General features: G+C 75.3%; 25 protein-coding genes. 16 read left to right on the forward strand and 9 right to left on the reverse strand.

Annotation, left to right across the window (positions count from 1 at the left end; translation table 11 throughout):
• Positions 1 to 4 precede the first annotated feature (4 nt).
• Genes Athai_RS08615 through Athai_RS08625 form a run of 3 tightly spaced genes read left to right on the forward strand, consistent with a single transcriptional unit; the run spans position 5 to position 1,365 of the window.
• The gene (locus tag Athai_RS08615; protein ID WP_203961001.1) at positions 5 to 394 is read left to right on the forward strand and encodes an ArsR/SmtB family transcription factor; all 390 of its coding nucleotides are present in this window, start codon (positions 5 to 7) and stop codon (positions 392 to 394) included.
• Positions 327 to 809 (forward strand): SRPBCC domain-containing protein, encoded by a 483-nt coding sequence (locus Athai_RS08620; protein ID WP_203961002.1) that lies wholly within the window; start codon positions 327 to 329, stop codon positions 807 to 809. Before Athai_RS08615 ends, Athai_RS08620 begins: the two co-directional genes overlap by 68 nt.
• Positions 796 to 1,365 (forward strand): TIGR03086 family metal-binding protein, encoded by a 570-nt coding sequence (locus Athai_RS08625; RefSeq protein ID WP_203961003.1) that lies wholly within the window; start codon positions 796 to 798, stop codon positions 1,363 to 1,365. Before Athai_RS08620 ends, Athai_RS08625 begins: the two co-directional genes overlap by 14 nt.
• Positions 1,366 to 1,500: 135 nt before the next feature.
• Here the strand turns inward: Athai_RS08625 and Athai_RS08630 are convergent, their stop codons facing one another.
• The gene (locus Athai_RS08630) at positions 1,501 to 1,926 is read right to left on the reverse strand and encodes a DUF6924 domain-containing protein (protein WP_203961004.1); all 426 of its coding nucleotides are present in this window, start codon (positions 1,924 to 1,926) and stop codon (positions 1,501 to 1,503) included.
• 8 nt (positions 1,927 to 1,934) lie between these two features.
• Positions 1,935 to 2,954, reverse strand: a complete 1,020-nt coding sequence (locus Athai_RS08635) for a hypothetical protein (RefSeq protein ID WP_203961005.1) — start codon at positions 2,952 to 2,954, stop codon at positions 1,935 to 1,937.
• A 164-nt stretch (positions 2,955 to 3,118) separates the two neighbouring features.
• Here Athai_RS08635 and Athai_RS08640 point away from each other — a divergent pair, with 164 nt between their 5' ends.
• Positions 3,119 to 4,351 (forward strand): acyltransferase family protein, encoded by a 1,233-nt coding sequence (locus tag Athai_RS08640; protein WP_203961006.1) that lies wholly within the window; start codon positions 3,119 to 3,121, stop codon positions 4,349 to 4,351.
• Between the two features lie 109 nt (positions 4,352 to 4,460).
• On the opposite strand, the gene Athai_RS08645 is transcribed toward Athai_RS08640, so the two are convergent.
• The 3 genes from Athai_RS08645 to Athai_RS08655 form a co-directional block, all read right to left on the reverse strand.
• Entirely contained in the window at positions 4,461 to 5,195 is a 735-nt protein-coding gene (locus tag Athai_RS08645; RefSeq protein ID WP_203961007.1) for a DUF899 family protein, read from the reverse strand.
• A gap of 116 nt (positions 5,196 to 5,311) precedes the next feature.
• Positions 5,312 to 6,559, reverse strand: coding sequence for an RNA polymerase sigma factor (locus Athai_RS08650; RefSeq protein ID WP_203961008.1), 1,248 nt, complete (start codon positions 6,557 to 6,559; stop codon positions 5,312 to 5,314).
• Positions 6,556 to 6,891, reverse strand: a complete 336-nt coding sequence (locus Athai_RS08655; RefSeq protein WP_203961009.1) for a YciI family protein — start codon at positions 6,889 to 6,891, stop codon at positions 6,556 to 6,558. The genes Athai_RS08650 and Athai_RS08655 overlap by 4 nt, the downstream gene beginning before the upstream one ends.
• A gap of 218 nt (positions 6,892 to 7,109) precedes the next feature.
• Between Athai_RS08655 and Athai_RS08660 the strand changes: the two genes are divergently transcribed.
• On the forward strand, positions 7,110 to 8,657 hold the full coding sequence (locus Athai_RS08660) for a hypothetical protein (protein WP_203961010.1): 1,548 nt from the start codon (positions 7,110 to 7,112) through the stop codon (positions 8,655 to 8,657).
• An 18-nt stretch (positions 8,658 to 8,675) separates the two neighbouring features.
• On the opposite strand, the gene Athai_RS08665 is transcribed toward Athai_RS08660, so the two are convergent.
• Entirely contained in the window at positions 8,676 to 9,644 is a 969-nt protein-coding gene (locus tag Athai_RS08665; RefSeq protein WP_203961011.1) for an acetylxylan esterase, read from the reverse strand.
• A gap of 286 nt (positions 9,645 to 9,930) precedes the next feature.
• Positions 9,931 to 10,947, reverse strand: coding sequence for a glycoside hydrolase family 18 protein (locus Athai_RS08670; RefSeq protein ID WP_203961012.1), 1,017 nt, complete (start codon positions 10,945 to 10,947; stop codon positions 9,931 to 9,933).
• Positions 10,948 to 11,100: 153 nt separating this feature from the next.
• Here Athai_RS08670 and Athai_RS08675 point away from each other — a divergent pair, with 153 nt between their 5' ends.
• From Athai_RS08675 to Athai_RS08690, 4 genes are all read left to right on the forward strand, one after another.
• Entirely contained in the window at positions 11,101 to 11,445 is a 345-nt protein-coding gene (locus tag Athai_RS08675) for a hypothetical protein (RefSeq protein ID WP_203961013.1), read from the forward strand.
• Positions 11,442 to 12,890, forward strand: coding sequence for a sensor histidine kinase (locus tag Athai_RS08680; RefSeq protein ID WP_239156815.1), 1,449 nt, complete (start codon positions 11,442 to 11,444; stop codon positions 12,888 to 12,890). The genes Athai_RS08675 and Athai_RS08680 overlap by 4 nt, the downstream gene beginning before the upstream one ends.
• The gene (locus tag Athai_RS08685) at positions 12,875 to 13,528 is read left to right on the forward strand and encodes a response regulator transcription factor (RefSeq protein ID WP_203961014.1); all 654 of its coding nucleotides are present in this window, start codon (positions 12,875 to 12,877) and stop codon (positions 13,526 to 13,528) included. The genes Athai_RS08680 and Athai_RS08685 overlap by 16 nt, the downstream gene beginning before the upstream one ends.
• Positions 13,529 to 13,634: 106 nt before the next feature.
• Positions 13,635 to 14,558, forward strand: a complete 924-nt coding sequence (locus Athai_RS08690) for a hypothetical protein (RefSeq protein WP_203961015.1) — start codon at positions 13,635 to 13,637, stop codon at positions 14,556 to 14,558.
• Positions 14,559 to 14,771: 213 nt separating this feature from the next.
• Here Athai_RS08690 and Athai_RS08695 read toward each other — a convergent pair whose 3' ends face one another.
• Complete coding sequence (locus Athai_RS08695; protein WP_203961016.1) at positions 14,772 to 15,467, reverse strand: TetR/AcrR family transcriptional regulator; 696 nt, start codon at positions 15,465 to 15,467, stop codon at positions 14,772 to 14,774.
• 119 nt (positions 15,468 to 15,586) lie between these two features.
• Here Athai_RS08695 and Athai_RS08700 point away from each other — a divergent pair, with 119 nt between their 5' ends.
• Positions 15,587 to 16,297: a DUF998 domain-containing protein gene (locus tag Athai_RS08700; RefSeq protein WP_203961017.1), complete on the forward strand. Its 711-nt coding sequence runs from the start codon at positions 15,587 to 15,589 to the stop codon at positions 16,295 to 16,297.
• Between the two features lie 80 nt (positions 16,298 to 16,377).
• Here the strand turns inward: Athai_RS08700 and Athai_RS08705 are convergent, their stop codons facing one another.
• Positions 16,378 to 17,766: a polysaccharide deacetylase family protein gene (locus tag Athai_RS08705; protein ID WP_203961018.1), complete on the reverse strand. Its 1,389-nt coding sequence runs from the start codon at positions 17,764 to 17,766 to the stop codon at positions 16,378 to 16,380.
• A gap of 351 nt (positions 17,767 to 18,117) precedes the next feature.
• On the opposite strand from Athai_RS08705, the gene Athai_RS08710 reads away from it, so the two are divergent.
• The 6 genes from Athai_RS08710 (at position 18,118) to Athai_RS08735 (ending at position 24,614) form a co-directional block, all read left to right on the forward strand.
• The gene (locus Athai_RS08710) at positions 18,118 to 19,467 is read left to right on the forward strand and encodes a nucleotide sugar dehydrogenase (RefSeq protein ID WP_203961019.1); all 1,350 of its coding nucleotides are present in this window, start codon (positions 18,118 to 18,120) and stop codon (positions 19,465 to 19,467) included.
• A 10-nt stretch (positions 19,468 to 19,477) separates the two neighbouring features.
• Positions 19,478 to 20,776 carry a carboxylate--amine ligase gene (locus Athai_RS08715; RefSeq protein WP_203961020.1) on the forward strand — a complete coding sequence of 433 codons (1,299 nt, stop codon included), beginning with the start codon at positions 19,478 to 19,480 and terminating at the stop codon, positions 20,774 to 20,776.
• Positions 20,776 to 22,002: an FAD-dependent oxidoreductase gene (locus Athai_RS08720; RefSeq protein ID WP_203961021.1), complete on the forward strand. Its 1,227-nt coding sequence runs from the start codon at positions 20,776 to 20,778 to the stop codon at positions 22,000 to 22,002. The genes Athai_RS08715 and Athai_RS08720 overlap by 1 nt, the downstream gene beginning before the upstream one ends.
• Before the next feature lie 86 nt (positions 22,003 to 22,088).
• Entirely contained in the window at positions 22,089 to 22,691 is a 603-nt protein-coding gene (locus tag Athai_RS08725; RefSeq protein ID WP_203961022.1) for a sugar transferase, read from the forward strand.
• Positions 22,692 to 22,767: 76 nt separating this feature from the next.
• Positions 22,768 to 23,520, forward strand: coding sequence for a polysaccharide deacetylase family protein (locus tag Athai_RS08730; RefSeq protein ID WP_203961023.1), 753 nt, complete (start codon positions 22,768 to 22,770; stop codon positions 23,518 to 23,520).
• Positions 23,517 to 24,614, forward strand: coding sequence for a glycosyltransferase (locus Athai_RS08735; protein ID WP_203961024.1), 1,098 nt, complete (start codon positions 23,517 to 23,519; stop codon positions 24,612 to 24,614). Before Athai_RS08730 ends, Athai_RS08735 begins: the two co-directional genes overlap by 4 nt.
• Position 24,615: the final 1 nt, after the last annotated feature.

Here is a 24,615-nt window from a genome sequence, read left to right on the forward strand (position 1 = left end):
TGCGATGGACACGCTGACCCGAGCCTTCGCCGCCCTCGCCGACCCGACCCGGCGCGACATGGTCTCCCGGCTCGCCGACGGCGATGCCACCGTGAGCCAGCTCGCCGAGCCGTACCGGATCTCGTTGCAGGCGATCTACAAGCACCTGCGGGTGCTGGAGGACGCCGGGCTGGTCAGCCGACCGCGCGGCCCGCAACCCCGATCGGTGCGGCTGGAGATCGAGGCCCTGGACCTGCTGGACACCTGGATCGAGCGGCACCGGGTGCGGGTCGAACAGCGCTACCAGCGCCTGGACGCGGTCCTGGCGCAGATGGGGGGAGACGACGATGAGCCAGCTCACCGAGGCGAGGATCGAGGCGGACCGCCGGCTGCCGATCGTCCGGGTCACGCGTGACTTCGGCGCGACGCCGGCGCAACTGCTGCGCGCGCACACCGACCCGGGGCTGTTCGTGCGGTGGGTCGGGCCGGATGCGCTGACCACCCGGATCGACCACTGGGACGCGCGCACCGGCGGCAGCTGGCGCTACGTCTCGGTCGACGGCGACACCGAGCACTGGTTCCACGGCTGCTTCCACGAGGTCGGCCCGGCGCGTCTGGTGCAGACCTTCACGTACGAGGGGGCGCCGGAGGGTGTCGCGCTGGAGACGATGTGGTTCGAGGAACTCGGCGGTGGCCGCACCCGGCTGCACACCCAGTCGCTGGTGGACAGCTTCGAGGCCCGCGACGCGATCCTGCGCAGCGGCATGGAGGTCGGCATCGCCGAGGGCTACGCGAAGCTGGAGAGGATGCTCGACGATGGCACTGTCTGACCGCCCGGCCGACCGGCACCGGCAGGTTGCCGGCCTGTTCACCGACCGGGTCCGGGGCGCCGACCGCTGGGATGCGCCGGCGCCGGTCGCCGGCTGGACCGCCCGCGACGTGGTGCGCCACCTGACCGACTGGTTCCCGGCGTTCCTGGCCGCCGGCGCCGGCATCGAGCTGCCGGCCCGGCCGTCGGTCGACGACGACCCGGTGGCCGCCTGGCAGGCGCACACCGAGTCGGTGCAGGCGATCCTCGACGACCCGGAGACGGTGCACCGCAGCCTGTCCAACCCGCACCTCGGCACGGTGCCGCTCGATGCCGCGATCGACCAGTTCTACACCGCCGACGTGTTCATGCACACCTGGGACCTGGCCCGGGCCACCGGCCAGGACGACCGGCTGGACGCCGACTTCTGCGGGCAGCTGCTCGGCGGGTTGGAGCCGATGGAGGAGATCCTGCGCTCGTCCGGCCAGTACGGGCCGCGCGTCGCGGTGAGCGACGACGCCGACGTGCAGGCCCGGCTGATCGGCTTCATCGGCCGCGATCCGCACTGGGCCGCCTGACCGCACCGGTTGTCTGCTCGCGCTGGGTGTCTGACCGTACTGCGCCACCTGACCACGACGGGCGGCCGGACCGCACCGGCCGCCCGACCGCACCGCCTGCCCCATCTTCCGCCCACCGGGCCGGAAGGTGGTGGCTCAGTGGTTGCGGTAGATGCCGTCGGCGTCGGCGCCGGCGACGAGCTCGTCGAAGCTGAGGTTGTCGGTGAACAGGTTCGCCTCGATGGTGCGCACCGCCTCCGGCACGCACCGGAAACTGCGTCCCCGCTCCGCCGGGTGCAGGTCGACGACGAGGAGCGGGTGCCGGAACTCGCGCAGCGCGACGTCGTCGACCACGAACAGGAACGTGTGCGGGTACTCCGGCGGCACCAGGGCGAGCACCTCGGCGAGGGTGCATCCGGCGTACTGCGGGTCGTTCAGCGGGTGCACGCCGGCCTGCATGCCGAGGCCGCTGTCCTCCTCCGGCTCGAACACGTCGGTCAGGATCGAGGTCCACCCGGTGTCGTCGGCGAAGCCGGTGCGGACCAGCAGTGCGACCTCGGTGGCAGGGAGTGGCTGCGGCATGTGCCTTCTCATTCCGGTGGGACGACGGTGATGGCGGTGTGCCGGTGGTGCGCCCGTACCGCGGCGAACAGCAGGGCGATCGCGCCGGCGCCGAACGCGATGGTGCCGGCGAGGGCGAGGGGCAGCGGGGTACCGAGGTCGGTGGCGTGCACCAGCCCGTACCAGACGTAGGTGAGCAGCAACCCGCCGGCGACCGCGAGCCGGTGCCCGGCGCCCCAGCCGGCGCGGTGCGAGCAGCGCACCAGCAGTACCGCGCAGCCGGCCGCGTAGGCCGCCCAGATCGCCAGTTGCGGCCACGCGCCGAGGAACCAGGAGAGCACGGTGTCGATCGCCCAGTAGCCGCTGGAGACGAGGAATGCGGCGACGCCGACGCGCACGGCCGGCGGTGCCGGCCGGCGCCGCGGGTCGATCCGCGGTGGCCCGGGCCAGCGCCGCGCGACGAGCACGGCCGAGGCGACGAGCAGCACGATCGCGACGGCGACGACGCCGAACTGGCCGCCGCTGCCGACGAACCGGTACGTGTCGTACTGCACGAAGGCCAGCGCGGTGCAGCCCAGGACGAAGATCGCCGCGGTCACGGCGAGACCGGTGCGGCGCAGCCACGGCCGGAGCGGCTCGGTGGCGAACCCCTCGACGAGGGCGATCGGCACGCAGATGCTCCAGATGGTGTGCAGTGTCAGCGATCCCTGCACCAGCTCCGCGCTGATGTCGAGCCCCGGGATGGGGGCGAGGCCGGCGAAGCTGGGCAGCCCGAGGTAGCCGGGGTTGAACAGCATCTGGTCGATCGGGCCCTCTTCGAGCAGCGCGTACCCGGCGGCGAGCAGCACCAGCACCGGCCAGCCGCCGCCGAGGCGGCGCCCGACCTCCCGGACCAGCAGCGCGCCCCCGCCGTACATGGGTGCCAGGGCGAGCAGCCACGGCAGCGCGGTGATCGGCTGGTTGCCGAGCAGGAACTCGCCCAGGTACGGCGCGAGCAGGAACAGCCCGACCAGCAGCGGCCACCGTCGTTCCGTCCGTTCCCGGGTCATGAGAGCACATTACCAGAGCAACCACTCTATTAATCGGCTGCTCGCCGATGGTGGGCCTGGACCCACCCGGCACGGGGTCCAGCGGGATACCGCCGATGTCACCCGCTTCGTACGTTCGTCCTGCTGCCGGTGACGCGGCAGGACATCGGCGAACGGAGACCATCATGAGCGTGTTGCGAGACCAGCCGGATTCCCTGGTGCGCAACGGGACCGGCGACCGGGCGGGGCGCCGCCTGTGGTTCGTGGACAACCTGCGGATCCTGCTCACGGTGTTGGTGGTGCTGCACCACGTCGCCGTCGGCTACAGCGGTCTGGGCATGTGGTACTACGACGAGCAGCCGACGAGCACCGCGGTCGGAATCGGCCTCACCGCGTTCCTGATGCTGAACCAGGCATGGTTCATGGGCGCGTTCTTCCTGCTGTCCGGGCACTTCACGCCCGGCTCGTACCAGCGGAAGGGTGCCCGGGCGTTCCTGCGCGACCGGCTGGTCCGGTTGGGCATCCCGCTGCTCGTCTTCTACTTCGTGCTCAACCCGATCCTGTCGGTCGGCGACTACCACGGCGGTTCGCTGGGGACCGCGTACCTGCACGCGATCGGGTCCGGGCCGCTGTGGTTCGCGCTGGCGCTGCTGGTCTTCGACGGCTGCTACGCGGCGGTACGCGCGGTGGCCGGCGCCCGTCGATCGCGGACCCGCGGCCGGTCGCCGCGGGCCGGAGAGCCCGCGACAGGCACCGGCGTCGGCCGGCCGGGCCGCCCGAACGGGCTGCTGCGCTGGGCGGAGGACGCGGGCGGGGCGCCGAAGCGGCGCGCCGTGCTCGGGTTCGTGGCGCTGCTGGCGCTCGCGACGTACGCGCTGCGGATCGTGGTACCGGAAGGGTTCTGGCTGCCGGTGGTCGACTTTCCGACCGGCGCCTACCTGCCGCAGTACGCGGGGTTCTTCGCCCTCGGCGCGCTGGCGTACCGGCGCGGCTGGTTCCACGCCGTCACGCCGCGGCTCGGCTGGTTCGGCGCCGGGCTCGCGGCCGGGGCCACGGTGCTGTTCCTGCCACTGGCTCTGAGCGGCGGCCTCACCGGCTGGACCGGCCACGGCACCCCCAGCTCGCTGTGCTACGCCCTGTTCGACTCCGGCTTCGCGGTGGGCCTGCTGCTCGCCCTGATCGCCCTGTTCCGCCACCGGTTCGACGGCCAGGGCCCGCTGCGCCGGTACCTGTCCCGGCACGCGTTCACCGTCTACGTCAGCCACGCCGCGGTGGTGACCGCCGCCGGCTACGGCCTCTCCGCACTCGCGGTGCCGACGCTGCCGAAGGTCGTACTGCTGGCGGCGGTGACGGTGCCGGCCTGCTTCGCCCTGGCCGGCCCGATCCGGCGGCTGCCCGGCGTTCGCCGGGTGCTGTGACCGGGCCCGGTTCGGGCCGCGGCCCGGCCGCGGCGCCGGACCGCCGATCCTGCCGGCGCGACCGGCCGGCGTGGCCGGAGCCGGCCGCCGGGCCGGCGGCCGGGCCCGATCAGTCGGCGGTGGCCGGGGCACCCAGGTCGTCGGAGCGTCCGGCCCGGATCCGGGACCACTGCGCGGCGGGGCGGTCGCCGACCCGGGCCGGGTCCGGGATGTCCTGCGGCCAGCCGGCCGGCGAGTCCTCCCACGGCTCCTGCCGCCCGTACACCGTCAGGTCCAGCAGGCCGTAGCTCTGGTCCATCGCCTCGACCCCGCGCCCGGTGGTCCAGTACGTCTCGAAGACCCGGTCGCCCCGGCGCAGGTAACAGGCCAGTACGAACGGGCCGCGGCCGGCGAGCAGGGTGTCCAGCGATGGCTGCGCCGAGTACCACGGCACGTCCCAACCCATGAAGTCGCGGTACCGGACGCTCTGCTCGTACGGGCCCTGGCACAGGGTCGCGTAGGTCACGTCGCGCGAGTGCAGGTACGCCAGCTCCCGCACCTGGCTGTTGAAGAACGTGCAGCCGGGGCACTGCTGCGCGGCCGGTGCGCCGGTGTGCCACATCTGGTAGTACGCGATCAGCTGGCGCCGCCCCTCGAACGCGTCCAGCAAGGTCACCGGCCCGTGCGGGCCGATCAGCGGGCTCGCCGCCGGTACCTCCACCATCGGCAGCCGCCGCCGGGCCGCGGCGATCGCGTCACCGGCCCGGCTGTGCTCCTTCTCCCTGCTGCGCAGTTCGTCCAGCTGTGCCTGGTATGCGGCGCGATCGGTGATGGCAGGCGCCGCGGTGTCGATCTCGGTGTTCATCGGAACCGTTCCCTCCGTGTCGGTGGACTCTCACCCCACCGACGAACCGCGCGCCGCCGGATCGACACCGGCAGCGAAACAATTTCCCGGTGGCGTCTCCCGGCCGGCGCGGCAGGTCAGGTGGCGGGCTCGTCCGGGGCCAGCTCGGCCAGCCGGGCCTCCAGGTAGCGGCGCTCCGGCCCGGTCGGCGCCAGCGCCAGCGCGTCCCGGTACGCCTGCCGGGCCTCGCCGGTACGGCCCGCGCGGCGCAGCAGGTCCGCCCGGGTCGCCGGCAGCAGGTGGTAGCCGTCCAGCCGGCCGTCGGCGGCCAACTCGTCGACCAGCGCCAGGCCGGCCGGGATCCCGTCGGCCATCGCCACCGCGACCGCCCGGTTCAGGGCCACCACCGGCGACGGCGCCAACCGCGCCAACGTCGCGTACAGCGCGGCGATCTGGCCCCAGTCGGTACTCGCCGGGTCCGGTGCGGTGGCGTGGCAGGCGGCGATCGCGGCCTGCACCTGGTACGGCCCGGTGCGGCGGGCGGCGAGCGCCCCGTCGAGGACCGCGACCCCCTCGGCGATCAGTGCCGCGTCCCAGGCCGACCGGTCCTGGCGTTCCAGCGGCACCAGCGTCCCGTCGGCGGTGCGGCTGGCGCGGCGCGCCTCGTGCAGCAGCATCAGTGCGAGCAGTCCGGCCGGCTCCGGTTCGGCCGGCAGCAGCCGGCACAGCACCCGGGTCAGCCGGATCGCCTCGGCGGTCAACGCGCGGCGCGCGTTCGGCCGCTCCTCGCCGTACCCCTCGTTGAAGATCAGGTACAGCACCGCGAGCACGGCGGACAGCCGCTGCCCGAGCACCTCCGCCGGCGGCACCCGGTACGGGATCCCGGCCTCGGCGATCTTGCGCTTGGCCCGCACCAGCCGTTGTGCCATGGCCGGCTCGGTGGTCAGGAACGCCCGGGCGATCTCGGTGGTGGTCAGCCCGGCCAGGGTGCGCAGCGTCAGCGCGACCCGGGCGGCGAACGGCAGCGCCGGGTGGCAGCAGGTGAAGATCAGGCGCAGCCGGTCGTCCGGGATCTCCTCGGCCGCCGCCACCGCCGGGTCGCGTTCGAGCACCGCGAGCTGGCGCAGCTTGGCCGCGCCGGTGGCGTCGCGACGCAGCCGGTCGAGGGCGCGGTGCCGACCCGCGGTGAGCAGCCACGCGCCGGGGCGGCGCGGCACCCCGTCCCGCGGCCAGGTGGCGAGCGCCGCGGCGAACGCGTCCTGGGCGCAGTCCTCGGCGAGGTCCCAGTCGCCGGTCAGGCCGATCAGGGTGGCGACGAGCTGGCCCCATTCCTCCCGGTACGCCGTCTCGACCGCCGCGGTGACCCGGTCGCCGGGCGCGTTCACTCCCAGACCGGGCGGATCTCGACCGCGCCCCAGCGCGCGTACGGATGGCCGGCGGCGATCTCGATCGCCTCGTCCAGGCTGGCGCACTCGACGATGGCGAAACCACCGACGAAGTCCTTCGTCTCGGCGAACGGGCCGTCCGACACCAGCGTCTCGCCGTCCCGGACCCGCACCGTGGTCGCGTCCACCACCGGACGCAACCGGGCGCCGGTCAGGCGGGCGCCGCGGCGTTCCAGGTCGTCGAGCCACGCCTGGTGCACCGGGTCGGCGGCCAGCTCCTCGTTGCTCGGTGCGGCCGTCTCGTCGTCGCAGATCAACAGCGCGTACTTCATCGCCACATTCTGCCTCGCCGGTGCGTACCGTTGCGGTGTCCGTCTACTGAGGACGGACACGCAGCGGATCGAGCCCAGTTCTGAGCGGCCGTTATCTACTACATAACGTTGTCGTAGTTAGGCTCGATGGGCGAGGCCATCGCACCGGCACCGGGCCCGAAACGGGCCCCTGATCCCCCCGGCCGGCAGGAACCGGACGTTTCACGGGGGGTCGTACGGTGCTCGTCGGTCTGACGCAGGTGATGCCGCGGCGCGCCGTCGTGCCGCGCCGCGGCCGGTTCGTCCCGACCGTGGCGCTCTACGCGGTCGGCGCCGCCCTCGGCCTCGCCGTCGCCTGGTGGTTTCCGTGGAGCGGTGACACCGGGCTGCACATCGCCGTCGTCGAGCAGCTGTCCCGGCACCTGGGCGACCCGCCCGACCCGCTGGTCGGCGCGCACGCCGCCAGCCCCTACTACTCGCCGTACAGCCTGGTCCAGGCGCTGCTGGCGCGGGTCACCGGCCTCGGCGGGTACGACGTGCTGCGCGTCTCGGCGCTCGGCAACGCGCTGCTGATCGCCAGCGGCCTGCACCACCTGGTCCGACGGTTGTCGACCGCGCCGTGGGCGCCGCTCGCGGCGCTGGTCGCGATCCTCCTGCTGCAGGGCACCACGCTGCTGACCTGGAGCGGGTTCCTCGGCCTCCAGTCGCTGGCCATCACGCTGTCCTACCCGGCCGCGTTCGCGCTGGGCGTCACGCTGCACCTGTGGGGGCTGGTCGCCGCCCGGCTCGTCGGGCGCGGCGGCCCCTGGACCTTCCCCGTCGCCGGCCTGCTCGCCGCCGACGTGGTACTCGACCACCAGTTCACCGCGGTCGCGGCGGCGCTCGGCTGCCTGGCACTGGTCGTCGGCGGCCGGCGCCGGCTGAACCTGGTCGAAGTGGCGTGCTGGTCGGCCGCCGTCGCGATCGCGGCCGCCGCGCTCGCCACCTGGCCGTACTTCCCGGTGCTGTCGTTGCTGTCGTCGACCGGCGGGCTGGACCGGATCCAGGCGCCGCTCTACCACCATCTGCTCGGTTTCTACGGGCTCGGCCTCGCCACCGGCATCCCGGCCCTGGCGCTGCGGGTGTACCGGCGGCGCACCGATCCGTTGGCCTGGCTGGCCGTTCTCGCCGGGCTGTTCGTCGGGTACGGCTGGGTCACCGGGCACGCCACCTGGGCCCGGCTGCTGCCGGCGGTGCTGCTGGCGGGGCAGCTCGCGGTCGGCATCGAGGTGGCCGAACAGCTCGCCCGCCGTCCCGGCACGGGCCGCGGCCGGCTGACGGTGGCCGCGGCGGCGCTCGGCTGCCTGGTGGCGCTGCCCACCCAGGCCGGCGTGCTGCACTACGCCGCGCCGCTGCCGGCGAGCCTGGACCGGCACCTGGCGACGAAACGGGACTGGGTGGGCTACGGGTGGGTCACCCGCTGGATCGGCACCGGACGGACCGTGCTGGCCGGTACGTACCACGCCGCCCGGATGCTGCCCGGCTACCGGATCTTCACGCTGGCCCCGGCCTACCCGGAACCGTGGCTGCGCTCGGCGCCGGCGCGCCGCGCCGCCCGGGCGGCGATCCTCGACCCGGCGACCGGCCACGCCCGCCGCGCCGCCCTGCTCGGCGCCTACCGGATCCGTTTCCTGGTGGTCTATCCCGGGCAGGCCGCCGCGTTACGGCACGCCGGGGTGCGGCTGCACGAGCTCGGGCGCAGCCCGCGGTTCGGCCACGACGTGCTGTACCGCGTCGCCCGCGCCTGACCGGGCCCGGCCCGGCGATCAGGCGGCCAGGTGGGCGGCGAAGAAGCGGCTGGTCGCCGCGGCCAGCGCGGCGGTCTCGGCGTCGAGGTCCGGGTACTGGAAGTGGCCCGCGGTCAGCACCGCCAGCTCGGCCGGCCCGGCCAGCGCGTTGTGCACCGCGAACTGGCCCGGCGGCGGCACCGACGGGTCGAACAGGGCCGCGGCCACCAGCGTGGGCGCGGTGAGCTGCCGGGCCGCGGTCGCCGCGTCGAAGAACGCCAGCACCTCGGTCACCTCCGGATGGCGCGCGGCGTACCGGCGAACCGACTCGCCGCTGCCCGCGCAGTCCAGGGTGAGTCGCAGCGGCTGGTTGCCGAACGTCGGCACGGTCAGCTGCGCGGCGGCGAACCGCTCGTCCCACGGCAGTGCCAGCGCGCCGAGCCCGCCGCCGAGGCTCTCGCCGAGGTAGCCCAACCGCTCGGTCAGCTCCGGTACCAGCTGGCGCAGCGCGGTGGCGGCGCACCACAGATCGGCGACGCAGCCGCCGATGACGTACGTCTCCGGCGCCTCGATCCCGTGCAGTACGTGTTCGGCCGTGGTGTCCGGGATGCCGGGCGTCCGGCCCCGGTCGGGCAACCCGCGGACGCACGGCTGGATCGCGGCCGAGCACGGCAGCGGCAACGGCGACCGCGCTGCGGCCCGGCCGCCGTAACCGTGCCCCACGACGAAACCGTGCCGGGCCGGTCGCTCGTCCGGCAGCACCGCCCAACCGCCCAGGCGTACGCCGCCGACCGAGCTGAAGGTGACCCCGAAGACCTGGCAGCCGTCCCGCTTGTCCTCCACCGGCCCGAGCACCGGGTCCGGATCGACCGCCAGCGCCGCCGCGTACTGCCCGCGCCAGAACTCGGCGAACCCGGCCGGCGCCACCGGTGCCGGCACGGCGAGCAACCGGTCGAGGTCGTAGCCGTAGGTCGGGTCGAAGCCGAAGCCGTGCGCGAGGATGCCCATGCCGCTGAACCTAACGGTCGCGGTCTCGCACCCGACCAGCCGGTACGCGGGCATCGCGCGGTGTGGGCGGATCCGGGCCGGGCCCGACGCGGCCCCGGTACCGCGGCGTCGGCCGGGCGGGGCCGGTCCGGCACGGCCCCGGCGTGCCCGGCCCAGGCGGTCAGGCCCAGTCGGTCAGGCCCAGGCGGTCAGGCCCAGGCGGTCAGGCCCAGGCGGTCAGGACCAGGCGGTCAGGCCCAGGCGGTCAGGACCAGGCGGTCAGGACCAGGCGGTCAGGACCAGGCGGTCAGGACCAGGCGGTGCGGTAGCTGGCCCAGTCCGCCGCGGTGGCGGCGAAGTCGACGTACAGCGCCACCCCGAAGGTCCGGCGTCGCGGCCGGTGCCCGAGGGCCAGCCGCACCCCGCGCAGCGCGGCGGCCATCGTCTCGGCGTCGCCGCGGTGGCAGGCGGTGCGGTCGTGATAGGCCGGTACGCCGATCAACAGGGCGACGTTGCCCGGCACCACGCCCAGCGCGAGGCCGGTGGCCCGGCGGACGTACCCGGCGTAGCTGGTCGCGGTCGGCAGGCAGCTGTCGTACAGCATCACCGCGACCTGGTCGACGTGGCCCGCGAGCCGGCGCAGGTAACCGGGCGACCAGACGCCCCGCGGCCCGCCCGGCAGCGCGCGGATCGTGCTGGCGAGCCCCGGCACCGGCGCGAGCAGGCTCGCCGACAGGGACAGGACGGCATGGTACCGGCGGGTCGCCCGGTGGCTCGCGGCAAGCAGGGTGACCAGGTCGGCGTCGCCGTCGGCGACCGGCTCGAAGTCGTAGTGCACGCCGTCGAACCCGTCGCGCAGCACCTGGCGTAGCGAGGCGAGGATCGTGGCCCGGGTCCTCGCGGAGCCCAGCCGCAGCTGCCCGGGCACCGGATGGGCGCCGAGCCAGGCCTGCACCCGTACCCCCGGCAACGCCCGGTGCAGCGCGGTCACCAGCCACCTGGCCCGGGGCCGCTGCGACCGGTCCAGGCTGCCGTCGTCGCGGAACGGGCCGGCATGCACGTACAGGTCGCGGATGCCGGTGTGCCGCAACCGGGCCGCCAGCGCGTCCACGTCGGACTGGCTCTTCCGGCCGTCGACCCACGCGTGGCCGAGCCACTCGGCGTCGTGCCCGGTGCCGCGGGCGGTGGGCGCAGGGGTGCCGCTGCCCTCGACCTGCAGTGCCACCGCACCGGCAGCCGCCACGAGTACGGCGGCGGCAGCCAGGCCGAGCGCCACGAGCAGCGCGCGGCGCGGCCAGCGTCGCCGCGGGAGGAGCCGGGGCATGCCGCAGATCCTGCCACCGGGGTCGGGCCGGACGGGTGGGGCTGGACCCACCCGTCCCGGGGTGTGGACGGATACCGGCCGCACCGCACGGTTCGTAGCGTCGTCGGTGTCGCCCGGCAGGCTGCCCGGGGACGAAGCGAACGGAGCCGAGAAGTGTTGCTACTGCTGCTGTTGAACCGCGTCTCGCCGCGGATCCGGGCCGGCCTGGGCGCCGTGTTCGTCGTCGCCGGCGTGGCGCTGGCCGCGGTGTCGGAGATCGTCGCGGCCGGGCTGCTGATCCACGCCGTCACGCTGGCCGCGGTCGGTGCGGTGCTCGCGGTCAGCGGTGCGGTCGGCCGGCGCCGCGCCGCCCGGCTGTCGGCCAAGCCGAGCGGTGCACCGCGGGGCGGGACGGAACCCGGCGTTACCGGATCGGCGACCCGCGCGAGTGGGTCGGCGGCGCCGGCCGGGCCGGCGCCGGTTGCGACAATGACGACGATGCGGGGAGGGCGGCGATGACACGGTCGGCCGAGGACGGTCCGTTGCGGTGGGCGCGCGCCGTCGGGCTCGGGTTGTACCGGTCGGCGGTGCTGGTCGGGGTGACCGGCGTGCTGCCCGCGGTCGCCGTGCCCGTCTCGTTCTTCGGGTTCCGGTTTGCCCGGACCTGGTCGGCCGACCTGTCCGCCCCGCTCCCGGTACTGCTGCTGGTGACCGCCGGTGAGGTCGCGATGACGCTGGTGTGGACCGGTGCGGCCGGCTGGTTCGTGGTGGCGTTCCTCGGCCGGCCACTGAGCCGGGCCGCCCGCTGGGCGGCCGGACGCTGGCTCGGTGTGACGATCGAACCCCGGTACAACCCGGTGCTGCCGGTCACCCGGATGGCCACCGGCTTCTGGTGGAACGGCTACGCCTACCACGAGTCGGAGCGCGAGGCCCGCCGCCGGGCCGGTCTCGACGCCCGCCACCACGACCCGCAGCTGCGCCGCGACGCGCGCTGGCTGCTGGTCGCCGCGGTCACCGTCCTGCCGGCGACCGCGGCACCGCTGGCCTGCCTCGCGGCCGGCGGCTACCTGCTCGCCCGGCCCGGTGGCATCGGGTACGGCGCGGCGCTGTGCGCGGCCGGCCTGGCCGCGGCGCCGTTCGGCTGGCGGCTGCTCGGTCCGCTGGGGACCCGGCTGCTCGGCCCGTCGCCGCGCCGGCTCGACCAGCGGGTCGAGGAGCTGGAGGCGATCCGGGCCGACCTGACCCAGAACCAGGCGGCCGAGCTGGAGCGCATCGAGCGCGGCCTGCACGACGGGGCGCAGGCCCGGCTGGTCGCGCTGGGCATGTCGATGGGCGCCGCGGAGCGGCTGGTCGACCGGGACCCGGACCAGGCGAAGCGGATCCTGGCGCAGGCCCGTACCTCGTCGGCGGCGGCGCTGGCCGAGCTGCGCGCGCTGGTACGCGGGATCAACCCGCCGGTGCTCGCCGAGCGGGGCCTGGTCGACGCGGTACGGGCGCTGGCGCTGGACGCCGCGCTGCCGGTCGAGGTGCGCAGCACGCTGCCGGCCCGGCCGGAGCGGCCGGTGGAGTCGGCGGTGTACTTCGCCGTCGCGGAACTGCTCGCGAACGCGGTCAAGCACGCCCGGGCGAGCCGGGTCGAGATCGACCTGGACTACGGTGAGCGGGTGCTGACCGCGACCGTGACCGACGACGGTATCGGCGGTGCCGCACCGGGCGCCGGTCCGGCACCGGCCGGGACGAGCCAGCCGGCTGGGACGGGGCAGCCGGGTGCCGGCGGGGCCGGGGCGAGCCAGCCGGCTGGGACGGGGCAGCCCGGTGCCGGCGGGGCCGGGTCCGGGCTGACCGGGTCCGGGCTGGCCGGGATCGAGCGCCGGATGGCGGCGTTCGGCGGGGTGTTGCGGATCGACAGCCCGGCCGGTGGGCCGAGCCGGATCACGGTGGCGGTGCCATGCGCGTTGTCGTAGCCGAGGACCTGTTCCTACTGCGGGACGGGCTGGTCCGGCTGGTCGAAGCGTACGGGCACACCGTCGTCGCGGCCGTCGGTACCGGTCCGGAGGCGCTCGACGCGTTGCGCACCCACCGGCCCGACGTGTCCATCGTGGACGTCCGGCTGCCGCCGACGTTCTCCGACGAGGGCCTGCAGGCGGCGCTCACCGCCCGCCGGGAGATCCCCGGCCTGCCGGTGCTGATCCTGTCCCAGCACGTCGAGCAGCTCTACGCGCGCGAGCTGCTGGCCGACGACCGGGGCGGGATCGGCTACCAGCTCAAGGACCGGGTGCTGGACGCCGACCAGTTCACCGACGCGCTGCAGCGGGTCGCGGACGGTGGTACCGCGCTGGATCCGACGGTGGTCGCGAAACTGCTCGGCCGGCCGGCCCGGGTCGACCCGCTCGCCGCCCTCACCGAGCGGGAGCGCTCGGTACTGGAGTCGATGGCCGAGGGGTTGTCCAACGCGGCGATCGCGGCCAGGCTGTTCCTGAGCGAGGGCGCGATCAGCAAGTACACCACGTCGATCTTCGCCAAGCTCGGCATCGCGGCTGCCGACGACACGAACCGCCGGGTCCGGGCGGTGCTCGCCTACCTCGACGGCGCCGGTAGCTGATCTGCGGCGGGGTCCCGGTTGTGCCCGCCGCGCCGCCGCTGCCGTCGTAGGCTGGTGCATCGAGGTCGTGGCGGGGGGTCGCCGACCGAGTGGATGGTGTTGCGTGATGGATCTGGATGCCGTCGCCGACCAGCTGTACGCGTTGTCGCCCAGCGAGTTCACCGCGGCACGCACCGACCGGGAGAAGGCGGCACGGTCCGACGGCGAGCGGGCGCTGGCCGCCCGGATCCATGCGCTGCGCCGGCCGACCGTGGCCGCGTGGGCCGGCAACCTGCTCGCCCGTACCCGGTCGGCCCAGGCGCAGCGGCTGCTGGGGTTGGGCGAGGAACTGCGTGCGGCGTACCGCGACCTCGACGGCTCCCGGATCCGGGCGTTGTCGGCCGAGCAACGGCGGCTGATTCCGGTACTGGTCGGGGACGCCGCCCGGCTGGCCGCCGCGGCCGGCCACCCGCTCGGCGCCGACGCGCGCCGCGAGGTCGAGCAGACGCTGCACGCGGTGGTCGCCGACGCCCAGGCGGGACAGCGGTGGATCCGCGGCCGGCTGGACCGGCCGCTCGCCACCGCCGGGCTGGCCGCCGTCGCCGCCCCGGGCGATGCCGCGGCGGCCGGCGGTGAGGTGGTCGAGCTGGGGGCGGCCGCGGCCCGCCGCGGCACGTCGGCCGGACGGCCGCGGCGCCGGGCCGGCGCCGGCAGATCGGGTACCGACGGACCCGCGGCCGACCGGGGTACCGCAGGCTCGGCGCCCGGTCACGGCACCGGCACCCGGCGCGGCACCGAGGCCGAGCGGGCGCTGCGGACCAGCGTCGAGGCGCGGGCGGCGGCGGAGCGGGAGCTGGCCGACGCGCAGTCCGCGGTCCGTGCCGCGGAGCGGCGGATCGCCGAGCTCAGCAGCGAACTGGACCGCGCCGGCCGCGAGCAGCAGGCCGCCAAGGAGCGGGCCCGGACCGCGCGGCGGGAGCTGACCCGGGCCGACCGCACCGCGCAGGTCGCGCAGCGACGGGCCGCGCAGCACCGCCGTCCCGACGACTAGGCGGGGCTGGTCGCGTGCCGAGGGCCGCACCGGACCACGCGTCGGACCCTGGGGCGTGTCTTCATGGCCAGCCACCCGGCTGCGCCGGGCCCGTCTGCCCGCTCGCGGCGTTGTCGGCACGAGCGCATCCGACACCGGTATGCACCCGCACCTCCGCCTTGCGCGCGAACCAACGGACTCCGGCTCGCCCGGGCGGAGCCATGAAGACACGCCCTAGCGAGCGGCCCGGTAGCTGGCGAGAAACACCGCGACGGCGCGGTCGGCGGCGCGGCGGATCTCCGGCTCGGGCACCCGGTCGTCGTCGACGTGGAACATGCCGCGGTCCAGCGCCGGCCCGAGGACCAGGAAGGCGAAGTCCTCGGCGGCGTCGCCCGGGTCGCCGGTGAGCAGGCCCCGGTCGGCGAGCCGGGAGAACACGTCGGCCAGCGCCGCGAGCACCCGGGCCGGCGCGCGCCGGTGGTACTCGCGGGCCAGCTCGGGGAAGCGGCCGGACTCGCCGATGATCAGCCGGCGCACGGCGAGCACCTGCGGATTGAGCACGGTGGACAGGTAGCGCCGGGCCAACGAGCGCAGCGCCGGTTCGAGATCGTCGGCGGCGCGCACCTCGGCGAGTTCGGCCGGCACCTCGGCGGCGAACCGTTCGGCGGTCGCGGTGACGCCGAGGATGATCTCGGCGAACAGCGTCTTCTTGTCCCGGAACTGGTTGTAGACGGTCTGCTTGGACACCGCCGCGGCGGCGGCGATCTGGTCGGTGCTGGTGCCCTGGTAGCCCTGGCGCAGGAACAGGCCGGTGGCCGCCTGCACGATGGCGCCCCGCTTGCCGGTCGCGCCGGCCGAGTCGCTCGACGCGGCACGGCCGATGCGCACGATCAGCTCGTCGGTGTGGGTGTTCCCGGCCGGTTCGCCCATCTGCCCTCCCGGTGTTCCGCCGTACTGGACTGGACAGTACCCGATGCGGTACTGTCCAGTCCACTCGGTACTGATCAGTCCAATGAATCAGACGATGCGGTCCAACCCGGGAGGCTGACATGACGACACCCACGCAACCGGTCGGGGCCGCCGCGGCACGGAGCCGGAGCAGCTGCGACCGCAGCCGCGCCGTCACTCGCTCGCTGCTCGGCTACGGCGTGCTGGCCGGCCCGTTCTACGTGCTGGTCAGCCTGGCGCAGGCGATGACCCGGCGCGGGTTCGACCTCGCGCACCACGACTGGAGCCTGCTCGCCAACGGCAGCCTCGGCTGGATCCAGATCGCCAACCTGGTGCTGTCCGGGGCGATGGTGGTCGCGGCGGCCGTCGGCATGCGCCGCGCGCTGGCTGGCACGCCCGGCTGCCGGTGGGTGCCACGGCTGGTCGCCGGGTACGGGATCGGGCTGGTGCTGGCCGGCGCGTTCGTCGCGGATCCGGCGAACGGTTTCCCGATCGGTACTCCCGCGGGCCGGGCGGCCGAGGTCTCCTGGCACGGGATGCTGCACCTGGCGGCCGGTGGCCTCGGGTTCCTGTGCCTGATCGCCGCGTGCCTGGTGTACGCCCGCCGCCTCCGGCGGCTCGGCCACCGTGGCTGGGCGCTCTACTCGGCGCTGACCGGGGTGCTGTTCCTGGTTTCGTTCGCCGGGATCACCAGCGGTTCGAGCAGCGCCCCCGTGGTGCTCGGGTTCACTGCCGGAGTGCTGCTCGCCTGGGCCTGGCTCGCCGCGGTGTCGGTGCGGCTCTACCGCGCCACCCCGAAGCCCGGCGCCTGAGCGCGTGCGGGCCGGGCCGCGGCTGCGGGCCGGTCGGTCACGGTGCGGCTTCAGGGCCGGCCGGCACGCACCCCGCACGGTCACTCGGCCAGGCGGTAGTCGTCGGTGGTCACCGTGCCGGCCGAGGTCAGCCGCAGGCCGAACGAGACCGCGGTGGCGCCCTCCGGTACCGGCGGGGTGCGCCACGAGAGGTGCCGCCAGGTTCCGGTGGCCGGCTGCTTCGGCGGGTGCACCGGCCAGGCGGTCCAGGCGCCCCGGGCGGTGCGGTAGTAGAGCACCGGCCGGGTTGCGGCGGTCGCGGTGTACCAGACGCCCAGCGTGTACCGCCGCCCCGGCGCGACCGCGGGCGCGCAGCTGCCGAGGTCCAGCGACGGCATCAGCTGCGCCCCGCCGGAGTGGTAGCCGCGTACCGTCAACCGGGCGGCGAACCGGCCGCCGTGCGCGGCCCCGGTGCGGCTCACCGCGGCCGAGTTGTGGCCGAACCCGGTGTGCCGGAAACAGGCCGGTTCGCCGTGCTGCCAGTTCTCCAGCGACGGGTCGCGCACCGCGTTGTGCCGCGGTGCCACCGGCGCCGGTGCGGCCAGCCGGTGCGCGGGACGGACCGGGCCGCGCACGACGGCGTCCATCGGCCGGACCACCGTTCCCCGGGCGGCGCGCGGGGCCAGCCAGTCCAGGAACCGCCGGAACGTCCGCGGCGGTATCCCGATGTCGCTGCAGCCGTCGCAGACGTGGTGGAACGTCAGCGGCAGCCAGCCACCGTGCCGCTCCGCGCCGCGAACCTCGTTGATCAGGTCGGCCAGGGTCCAGCCGCTGTCGAACTCGGCGGGCGCCCGCACGTCGTACGGGTCCGGCGGCGGGATCCGCTCGGTGTACGGGCACTCGGTGCAGTCGGTCGGGGTACGCACCGAGTGCAGGTCGCCGAGCTGCCGGGCGCTGTTGTACCCGCAGTCGCGCACGATCCGGCGCTCCCGCGGTCCGAGCGCGTCGTACGGGTAGGCGAACGAGGTCACCGGAATGCCCCAGCGCAGCCAGTTGCTGCGATCGTCGCACACCTCCCGGCGCGCTTCGGCGGCGGTGACGTCCGGCAGGTTCTCGTGCAGCACGGTGTGGCCGCCGATCTCCAGCCCCTTCGCGCGCATCTCGCGCACCTGTGCGAGCGACAGGTACCCGGGCAGGCCGACCCACCCGGACGGCACGTAGAAGGTGCCGGGCAGCTTGTGCCGCAACAGTTCGCGGGCGCCGACGAGCTGGTCCGCGTAGCCGTCGTCGAAGGTCAGCGACACGACCAGGCGATGACCGGTCGGCGCGCCACGGGCGGCGGGAACCGCGGCCAGGCCGGCGAGCGGGTCGGCCGGCGGCGCTGGCCGGCCGCCCCGGTGCCCTGCGGCGACCACCAACCCGGCGACGAGCAGTGCGAACGCGAGCCAGGCCGGCAGCAGCCAGCCACGGGCGAGGCGGTGCGCGCGCATCGCCTCACGCTAAGCCGGCCGGCCTGCCGGCGCCCCCGTCAAACGACGTAGACCGGGCTACGCCAGCGGTTCGACCGGCCGCCGCTGCCAGCCGCGGCGGACCGGCCGGCCGGCCCGGATCCGCGGCCCGATCGCAGGTTCTGGGCTCACCCGCGCCGTGGGGCCGGCACCGGTACCGCCGGCCCGCTCCGCCAATCGGCGTAGGGCTTGCTACGCGCTTCGCCCGGAGACCGCGGGTACCTCGGCGACCTACGGTGCACGCAGGGCCGCCGGGAGCCGGCGGCGTACCGGGCTCGACGGACGCTGGCGCGTCCCCGCCGGGCCGCCCGAGGGACACGAGGTGGTGTCGCCATGGCCGGGTTGGAGCTCGCACTGGCGGTCAACGGCCCGCTGGACGACGTGCGCTCGCGGTTGATCCAGGGCGCCGCGGCGGCTCCGGACACCGAAGCGCTGTCGGTGGGCATCGTCGGGTTGGGTTACGTCGGCCTGCCGACCGCGCTGGGACTGTACGCGCGGGGCGTGCCGGGGATCGGCGTGGACGTCAGCGCCGAGCGGCTGGCCGCGATCCGTACCGGCGCGGTGGATCTGCCCGACGACGACCGCACGACGCTGTCGGCGGCGCTGGCGGACGGTGGGCTGCGGCTCACCCGGGACCCGGCGCTGCTGTCCGATGTGGACGCGGTGGTGGTCTGCGTGCCGACCCCGGTGGACCGGCACCGGGTACCGGACACCAGCGCGCTGCGGGCGGCGTGCGCCGCGGTCGTCGAGCACGCCCGTGCCGGCCAGACCATCGTGCTGACCTCCACCAGCTACGTCGGTACCACCCGGGAGATGCTCATCGAGCCGCTGCGGGACCGGGGGCTGGAGGTCGACCGGGACGTCTGCGTGGCGTTCAGCCCGGAGCGCATCGACCCGGGCGTCCCCGCGCACCGGCAGCGGGAGACCCCGCGGCTGGTCGGCGGCGAGACACCCCGGTGCGCCGAGCGCGCCGCCCGCCTGATCGGGTACCTGACCGACGCGGTCTACACCGTCTCCACGCCGGAGGCCGCCGAGCTGGCCAAGCTGTACGAGAACGTCTACCGTGCGGTGAACCTCGCGCTGGCCAACGAGATCGCCGACATCTGCGGGAACCTGGCGTTGGATCCGATCGAGGTGACCAGCGCGGCGGCGACCAAACCGTACGGGTTCCTGGCCTGCTTCCCGGGGCCGGGCGTCGGTGGCCACTGCATCCCGTGCGACCCGCACTACCTGCTCTGGCAGCTGCGTACCTCGGCGCATCCGGCGCCGCTGATCGAGCAGGCGATGACGGCCATCGCGGCCCGGCCGCGGCGGGTGGTGACCCGCGCGGTGGAGTTGCTCGCCGAGACCGGCGGTGCGCTGCGCGGCGCCCGGATCCTGGTGATCGGGGTCAGCTACAAGCCCGGGGTCCGCGACCTGCGCGGTTCGTCGGCGGTGGAGATCCTGGCGGAGCTGGCCCGGCGCGGTGCCGACGTGCACTACTACGACCCGCTGGTGGCGGAGTGCGTGCTGCCGGACGGCACCCGGCTGCGCGGCGAGCGAGCCCCGCACGGCGGCGACTGGGACCTCGCGCTGGTGCACACCGTGCACCCGGGCGTCGAGTACGGCTGGGCGGCCGACTGCCCGCGGGTGCTCGACGCGACGTACCGCTTCGACGTCGCCTCGCACCGGCAGATCGTCTAGGGGAGCGGCGATGCGACTCGACCGGGACGTCCCCGCGGTGGTGCTCAAGCTGGACCGCAACGTGTTCCACCACGGTGGCCTCGGCGTGATCCGCAGCCTGGGCCGCGCCGGCGTCGAGATGTACGCGGTGCGCGAGGATCCGCTCGCGCCCGCGGCACGGTCGCGGTACCTGCGGGGCCGGCTCGACTGGCTGCCGGACCCGGACCAGCCGCAGCGGGTGCTGGCCGGCCTGGCCCGGGTCGCCGAGCGGATCGGCCGCCGGGCGGTGCTGATCCCCACCGACGACGCCGGCGCGATCCTGTTGGCGGAGCACGGATCGGTGCTGCGGCGGTGGTTCTCGTTCGCCGCGCCACCGCCCGCGCTGCCTCGCCGGCTGGCCGGCAAGGCGAGCCTCGCGGCCCTCGGCCGGGAACTCGGGCTGCCGGCGGTGGAGTCGGTCGAGACCCGCGATCCCGCCGAGGCTCGGCGCTTCGCCGAACGGGTCGGCTACCCGGTGGTGGCGAAGCTGACCGCACCGTGGCGGGACACCGGCGGGTTGCGCAGCACCACGGTGGTGCCGGACCCGACCGCACTGGCGACCGTGTACGCGACCGGGGTGCCGGTGCTGCTGCAGGAGCACGTGCCCGGCAACGACTGGTTCTTCCACGGCTACTGCGACGCCGACTCGGTCTGCCGGCCCGCGTTCACCGGTCGCAAGCACCGCTCGTACCCGCCGCACGCCGGGCTCACCAGCCTCGGCGAGTGCGTACCGAACGCGGCGCTCACCGCGGAGCTGACGGCGCTGCTGTCCCGGCTGGGCTACCGCGGGATCATGGACTGCGACCTGCGCCGCGACGCGCGCGACGGCCGGTTCCGGCTGCTGGACTTCAACCCGCGCATCGGCGCGCAGTTCCGGCTGTTCACCACCACCGACGGGGTCGACGTGGCGCGGGCCGCGCACCTGGACCTCACCGGGCGGCCGGTACCGGACGGCGTGCCGGTCGCCGGCCGCCGCTTCGTGGTGGAGAACTACGACACCTTCGCCGCGCTGGGCTACCTGCGCCGCGGCGAGCTGGGTCTCCGAGCCTGGCTGCGCAGCCTGCGCGGGGTCGACGAGGCCGCCTGGTTCGCGGCCGACGACCTCGCCCCGTTCGGCCTGATGTGCCTGCGCACCGCGTGGCGTGCGGCGCACCGCCCGATCGGTCGGCGCCGGCTCGGCGGCTCGGCGCTCCCGTCCCGGCCGGCGAGGTCGGGGCGGCTGACCACACCGCTGAGGCCGGCGCGTTCGGCCGGACCGGTACCGATCGACGGGGCGGAAGGAACGGCGTGATGAACAGGATGATCGATGTGGCCATCGTGGGTGCCGGGCCGTACGGGCTGTCGCTGGCGGCGCACCTGCGCGGCAGTGGCCTGGCAGTCCGGGTGTTCGGCCGGCCGATGGCGCTGTGGCGCACGGCGATGCCGGCGGGGATGCAGCTGAAGTCCCAGCCGTACGCCTCGAACCTGTCCGACCCGGCCGGCGCGGCGACGCTCGCCGCCTACTGCGCGCACCGCGGCGAGCCGTACGTGCCGTACGGCAGGCCGGTGCGGCTGGCCGACTTCGTCGCCTACGGCGGGTGGTTCCAGCACACCCAGGTGCCGGACGTGGCCGAGACGCTGGTGCGGCGGATCGGGCCGGTGGGGAACCGGTTCGAGCTGGCGCTCGACGACAGGGAGACGCTGCTGGCCCGGCGGGTGGTGGTGGCGGTCGGTGTCGAGCACTTCGACCGCATCCCGCCGTTGCTGGCCGACCTGCCGGACACCCTGGTCACGCATTCGTCGGCGCACACCGACCTGAGCCGCTTCGCCGGTACCGACCTGACCGTGCTGGGTGGCGGCCAGGCGGCGCTGGAGACCGCCGCGCTCGCCGCCGAGGCCGGTGCCACGGTACGGGTCGTGGTGCGGGCGCCGCGCGTCGTCTGGAACGGCGACCCGCTGCGGGCCCGGCGCTCGCTGCGGGTACGGCTGCGGGAACCGGAGGCGCCGCTCGGTTCCGGCTGGACCACGCTGCTCTACTCGACCCGGCCGGATCTGCTGCACCGGCTGCCGGCCCGCCGCCGGGCCCGGATCGCCCGTACCGCACTGGGGCCCGCCGGTGCGTACTGGCTGCGCCCGCGGGTGGAGGGCCGGCTGCCGGTGCTCACCGACCACGAGCTGGTGGGGGTCGAGCCCGGCGCCGACTCCGTCCGGTTGACCCTGCGCGACGGTTCCGGGCCGGTACGCATCACCACCGACCACGTCATCGCGGCCACCGGCTTCCGCCCGGAGCTGTCCCGGCTGGCGTTCCTGGACGAGCGGCTCGCCGCCGACATCGCCACCCTGGACGGCGCTCCCGCGGTCGACCACGCCTTCCAGTCCTCGGTGCCCGGCCTGTACTTCACCGGGCCGGTGGTGGCCAACTCGTTCGGCCCGGTGATGCGGTTCGTGCACGGCTGCGACTTCGCCGCGCGCCGGATCGCCCGGCACCTGACCGGCACCGTACCGGCGGGACGGCCCTTGGCCCGGGCGGCCGGATGAGCGCCCAGACCACCCCTCGTGCCGGGGCGCGGCCCATCCGCGCCGGATCCGGGTACCGCGCGGATCCGGCGTCGTGCAGGGCAGTCGTGCGCGCCCCGGCAGCGGGCTACCGCGGCGTCCTGGTGCGGCGGTACCGGCGCAAGCGGGCGCTGGATCTGGTCCTGGGGGTACCGCTGCTCGCGGTGGCCGCGCCGCTGATCGCGCTGCTGGCGCTGGCGATCCGCCTGCTGGACGGCGGGCCGGTCCTGTTCCGGCAGGTCCGGCTGACCGCCGGCGGCGCACCGTTCGAGCTGGTCAAGCTGCGCACCGTGGCGCCCGACCCGGACGCCGACGTGCGCTGGACGGTGCCGGCCGGCGCGGTGACCGGCTTCGGCGCGGCGCTGCGCCGCAGCCACCTGGACGAGCTGCCGCAGCTGGTCAACGTGCTGCGGGGGGAGATGTCGCTGGTCGGGCCGCGCCCGGAGCGGCCGCACTTCGCCGAGCTGTTCGCCGCGACGGTGCCCGGCTACCCGGACCGGTACCGGATGCCGGCCGGCCTCACCGGCGCCGCCCAGGTCCGCGGCCTGTGCGGGGACACCCCGTTGAACGCCCGGGTGGTCGCCGACAACGGCTACATCGACGGCTGGACGCTGCGCCGCGACCTGAAGATCCTCACCACGACGGTACGGGAGTGGCGGCCATGGCGGTGAGCGCGGGCGCCGCGACGGTGGCGCCACGGGGAGTCGCAGGCGCCGCGACGGCGGCGTCACGGGGAGGTGATCGGCGATGGCGGTGATCGAGCGGACCCGGCCGGCGGCGCCGTGGCGCTGGCGCGACGTACCGCTGGTGCTGATGTACCACACCGTCGACCGGTTGGCCGCCGACCCGCACCGGCTCGCGGTGTCGCCGCGCCGGTTCGGCGCGCAACTGGCCACGCTGCGCAGGCTCGGGCTGCGCGGGGTCGGCGTCGGTCAACTTCTCGCGGCGCGCCGGGCCGGGCGCGGTGCCGGCCTGGTCGGCATCACCTTCGACGACGGGTACGCCGGCGTGGTCCGGCACGCGCTGCCGCTGATGCGCCGGTTCGGCTGCACCGCGACCGTGTTCGTGGTGGCCGACCGGATCGGCGCGGTCAACGACTGGGACGGCGGCGAGCTGGCGCTGCTGGACGGGCCGGACCTCGCCGCGCTCGCCGGGGCGGGCTGGGAGATCGGCGCGCACGGGGCGCGACACGTACCGCTCGCCGGGCTCGCCGGCGGGACGCTGCACGACGAGGTGGCCGGCAGCCGGGACCGGTTGGCCGCGGTGCTGGGCGGCCCCGTCGACGGCTTCTGCTACCCGTACGGGTCGATGGACGCCGCCGCGCGCGCCGCCGTCACCGCCGCCGGCTACCGGTACGCGTGCGCGGTGGACGCGCCGCGGTCGGCGCTCGGCGTCGCCGCGGTACCGCGGATCTACGTCGGCCAGCGCGACGGCGGGCTGCGGCTGACCGGCAAGCGGCTGCTCTACCGGGCCCGGCTGGCCAGGGGAGGGCGATCGTGAAGGTGCTGCACGTGATCACCGGGCTGGGCGTCGGCGGCGCCGAGCTGCAGCTGCCGACGATCCTGTCGCACACCCGGCACCACGCCGACGTGCTCAGCCTGTACAACCCGGGGCCGGTCGCCGACCGGCTGACCGCCGCCGGCATCGGGGTGCGCGACCTCGGCATGCGCCGCAACACCCAGGTGTCCGCGCTGCCGCGGCTGACCCGGCTGATCGCCGCCGGCCGCTACGACGTGGTGCACGCGCACCTCTACCGCGCCCAGATCTACGGGCGGGCGGCGGCCCGGCTGGCCCGGACACCGGTGATCGTGTCCACCGAGCACTCGATCGGCGAGACGCACCTGGAGCGGCGCCGGATGAGCGCCGGGGTGCGCGCGCTGTACCTGGCGAGCGAACGGTGCGGCCAGGTCACCGTCGCGGTGTCCGAGACGGTACGCGACCGGCTGGTGCGGTGGGGCGTGCCCGCGGCCCGGATCACGGTGATTCCCAACGCCGTGGACCTGGACCGGTCCCGGTTCGATCCGGTCGCCCGGAACCGGCTGCGGGCCGAGCTTCGGGTGCCGCCCGGCACCGTGGTGCTCGGCATGCTGGGCCGGCTGGACCCGGTGAAACGGGTCGACCTGGCGCTGCGGGCGGTGACTCCGCTGCTGACCGAGGGACGGCTGTTCCTGGTGGTGGGCGACGGCCCGGAGCTGGCCGCACTGCGCGCCCTGGCCGCCGAACTCGGCGTCGCCGACCGGGTCCGGTTCACCGGCGAACGGCACGACGTCGGGCCGCTGCTGTCCACCATGGACGTCTTCCTGACCGCCTCGGCCCAGGAGACGTTCGGGCTGTCGGCGCTGGAAGCGCTGGCGGCCGGGTTGCCGGTGCGCTACACCACCTGCCCGGCGCTGGCCGGGCTGGACGTGCCGCAGGCGCGCCGGGTGCCGGGCACCGTGGCCGGGCTGCGCGCCGAACTGGCTGCGGTACTGGCCGCACCGCACGCCGACCGCCGGCCGGTCGAGGCGATCACCGACCGGTACGGCGTGGCCTCGGTCGCCGACCGGATCGACGCGCTGTACGAGCGGCTCGCCGCCGCAACCACGGGGGGATGAG

This window comes from Actinocatenispora thailandica (genome assembly GCF_016865425.1).
Classification (GTDB): domain Bacteria; phylum Actinomycetota; class Actinomycetes; order Mycobacteriales; family Micromonosporaceae; genus Actinocatenispora; species Actinocatenispora thailandica.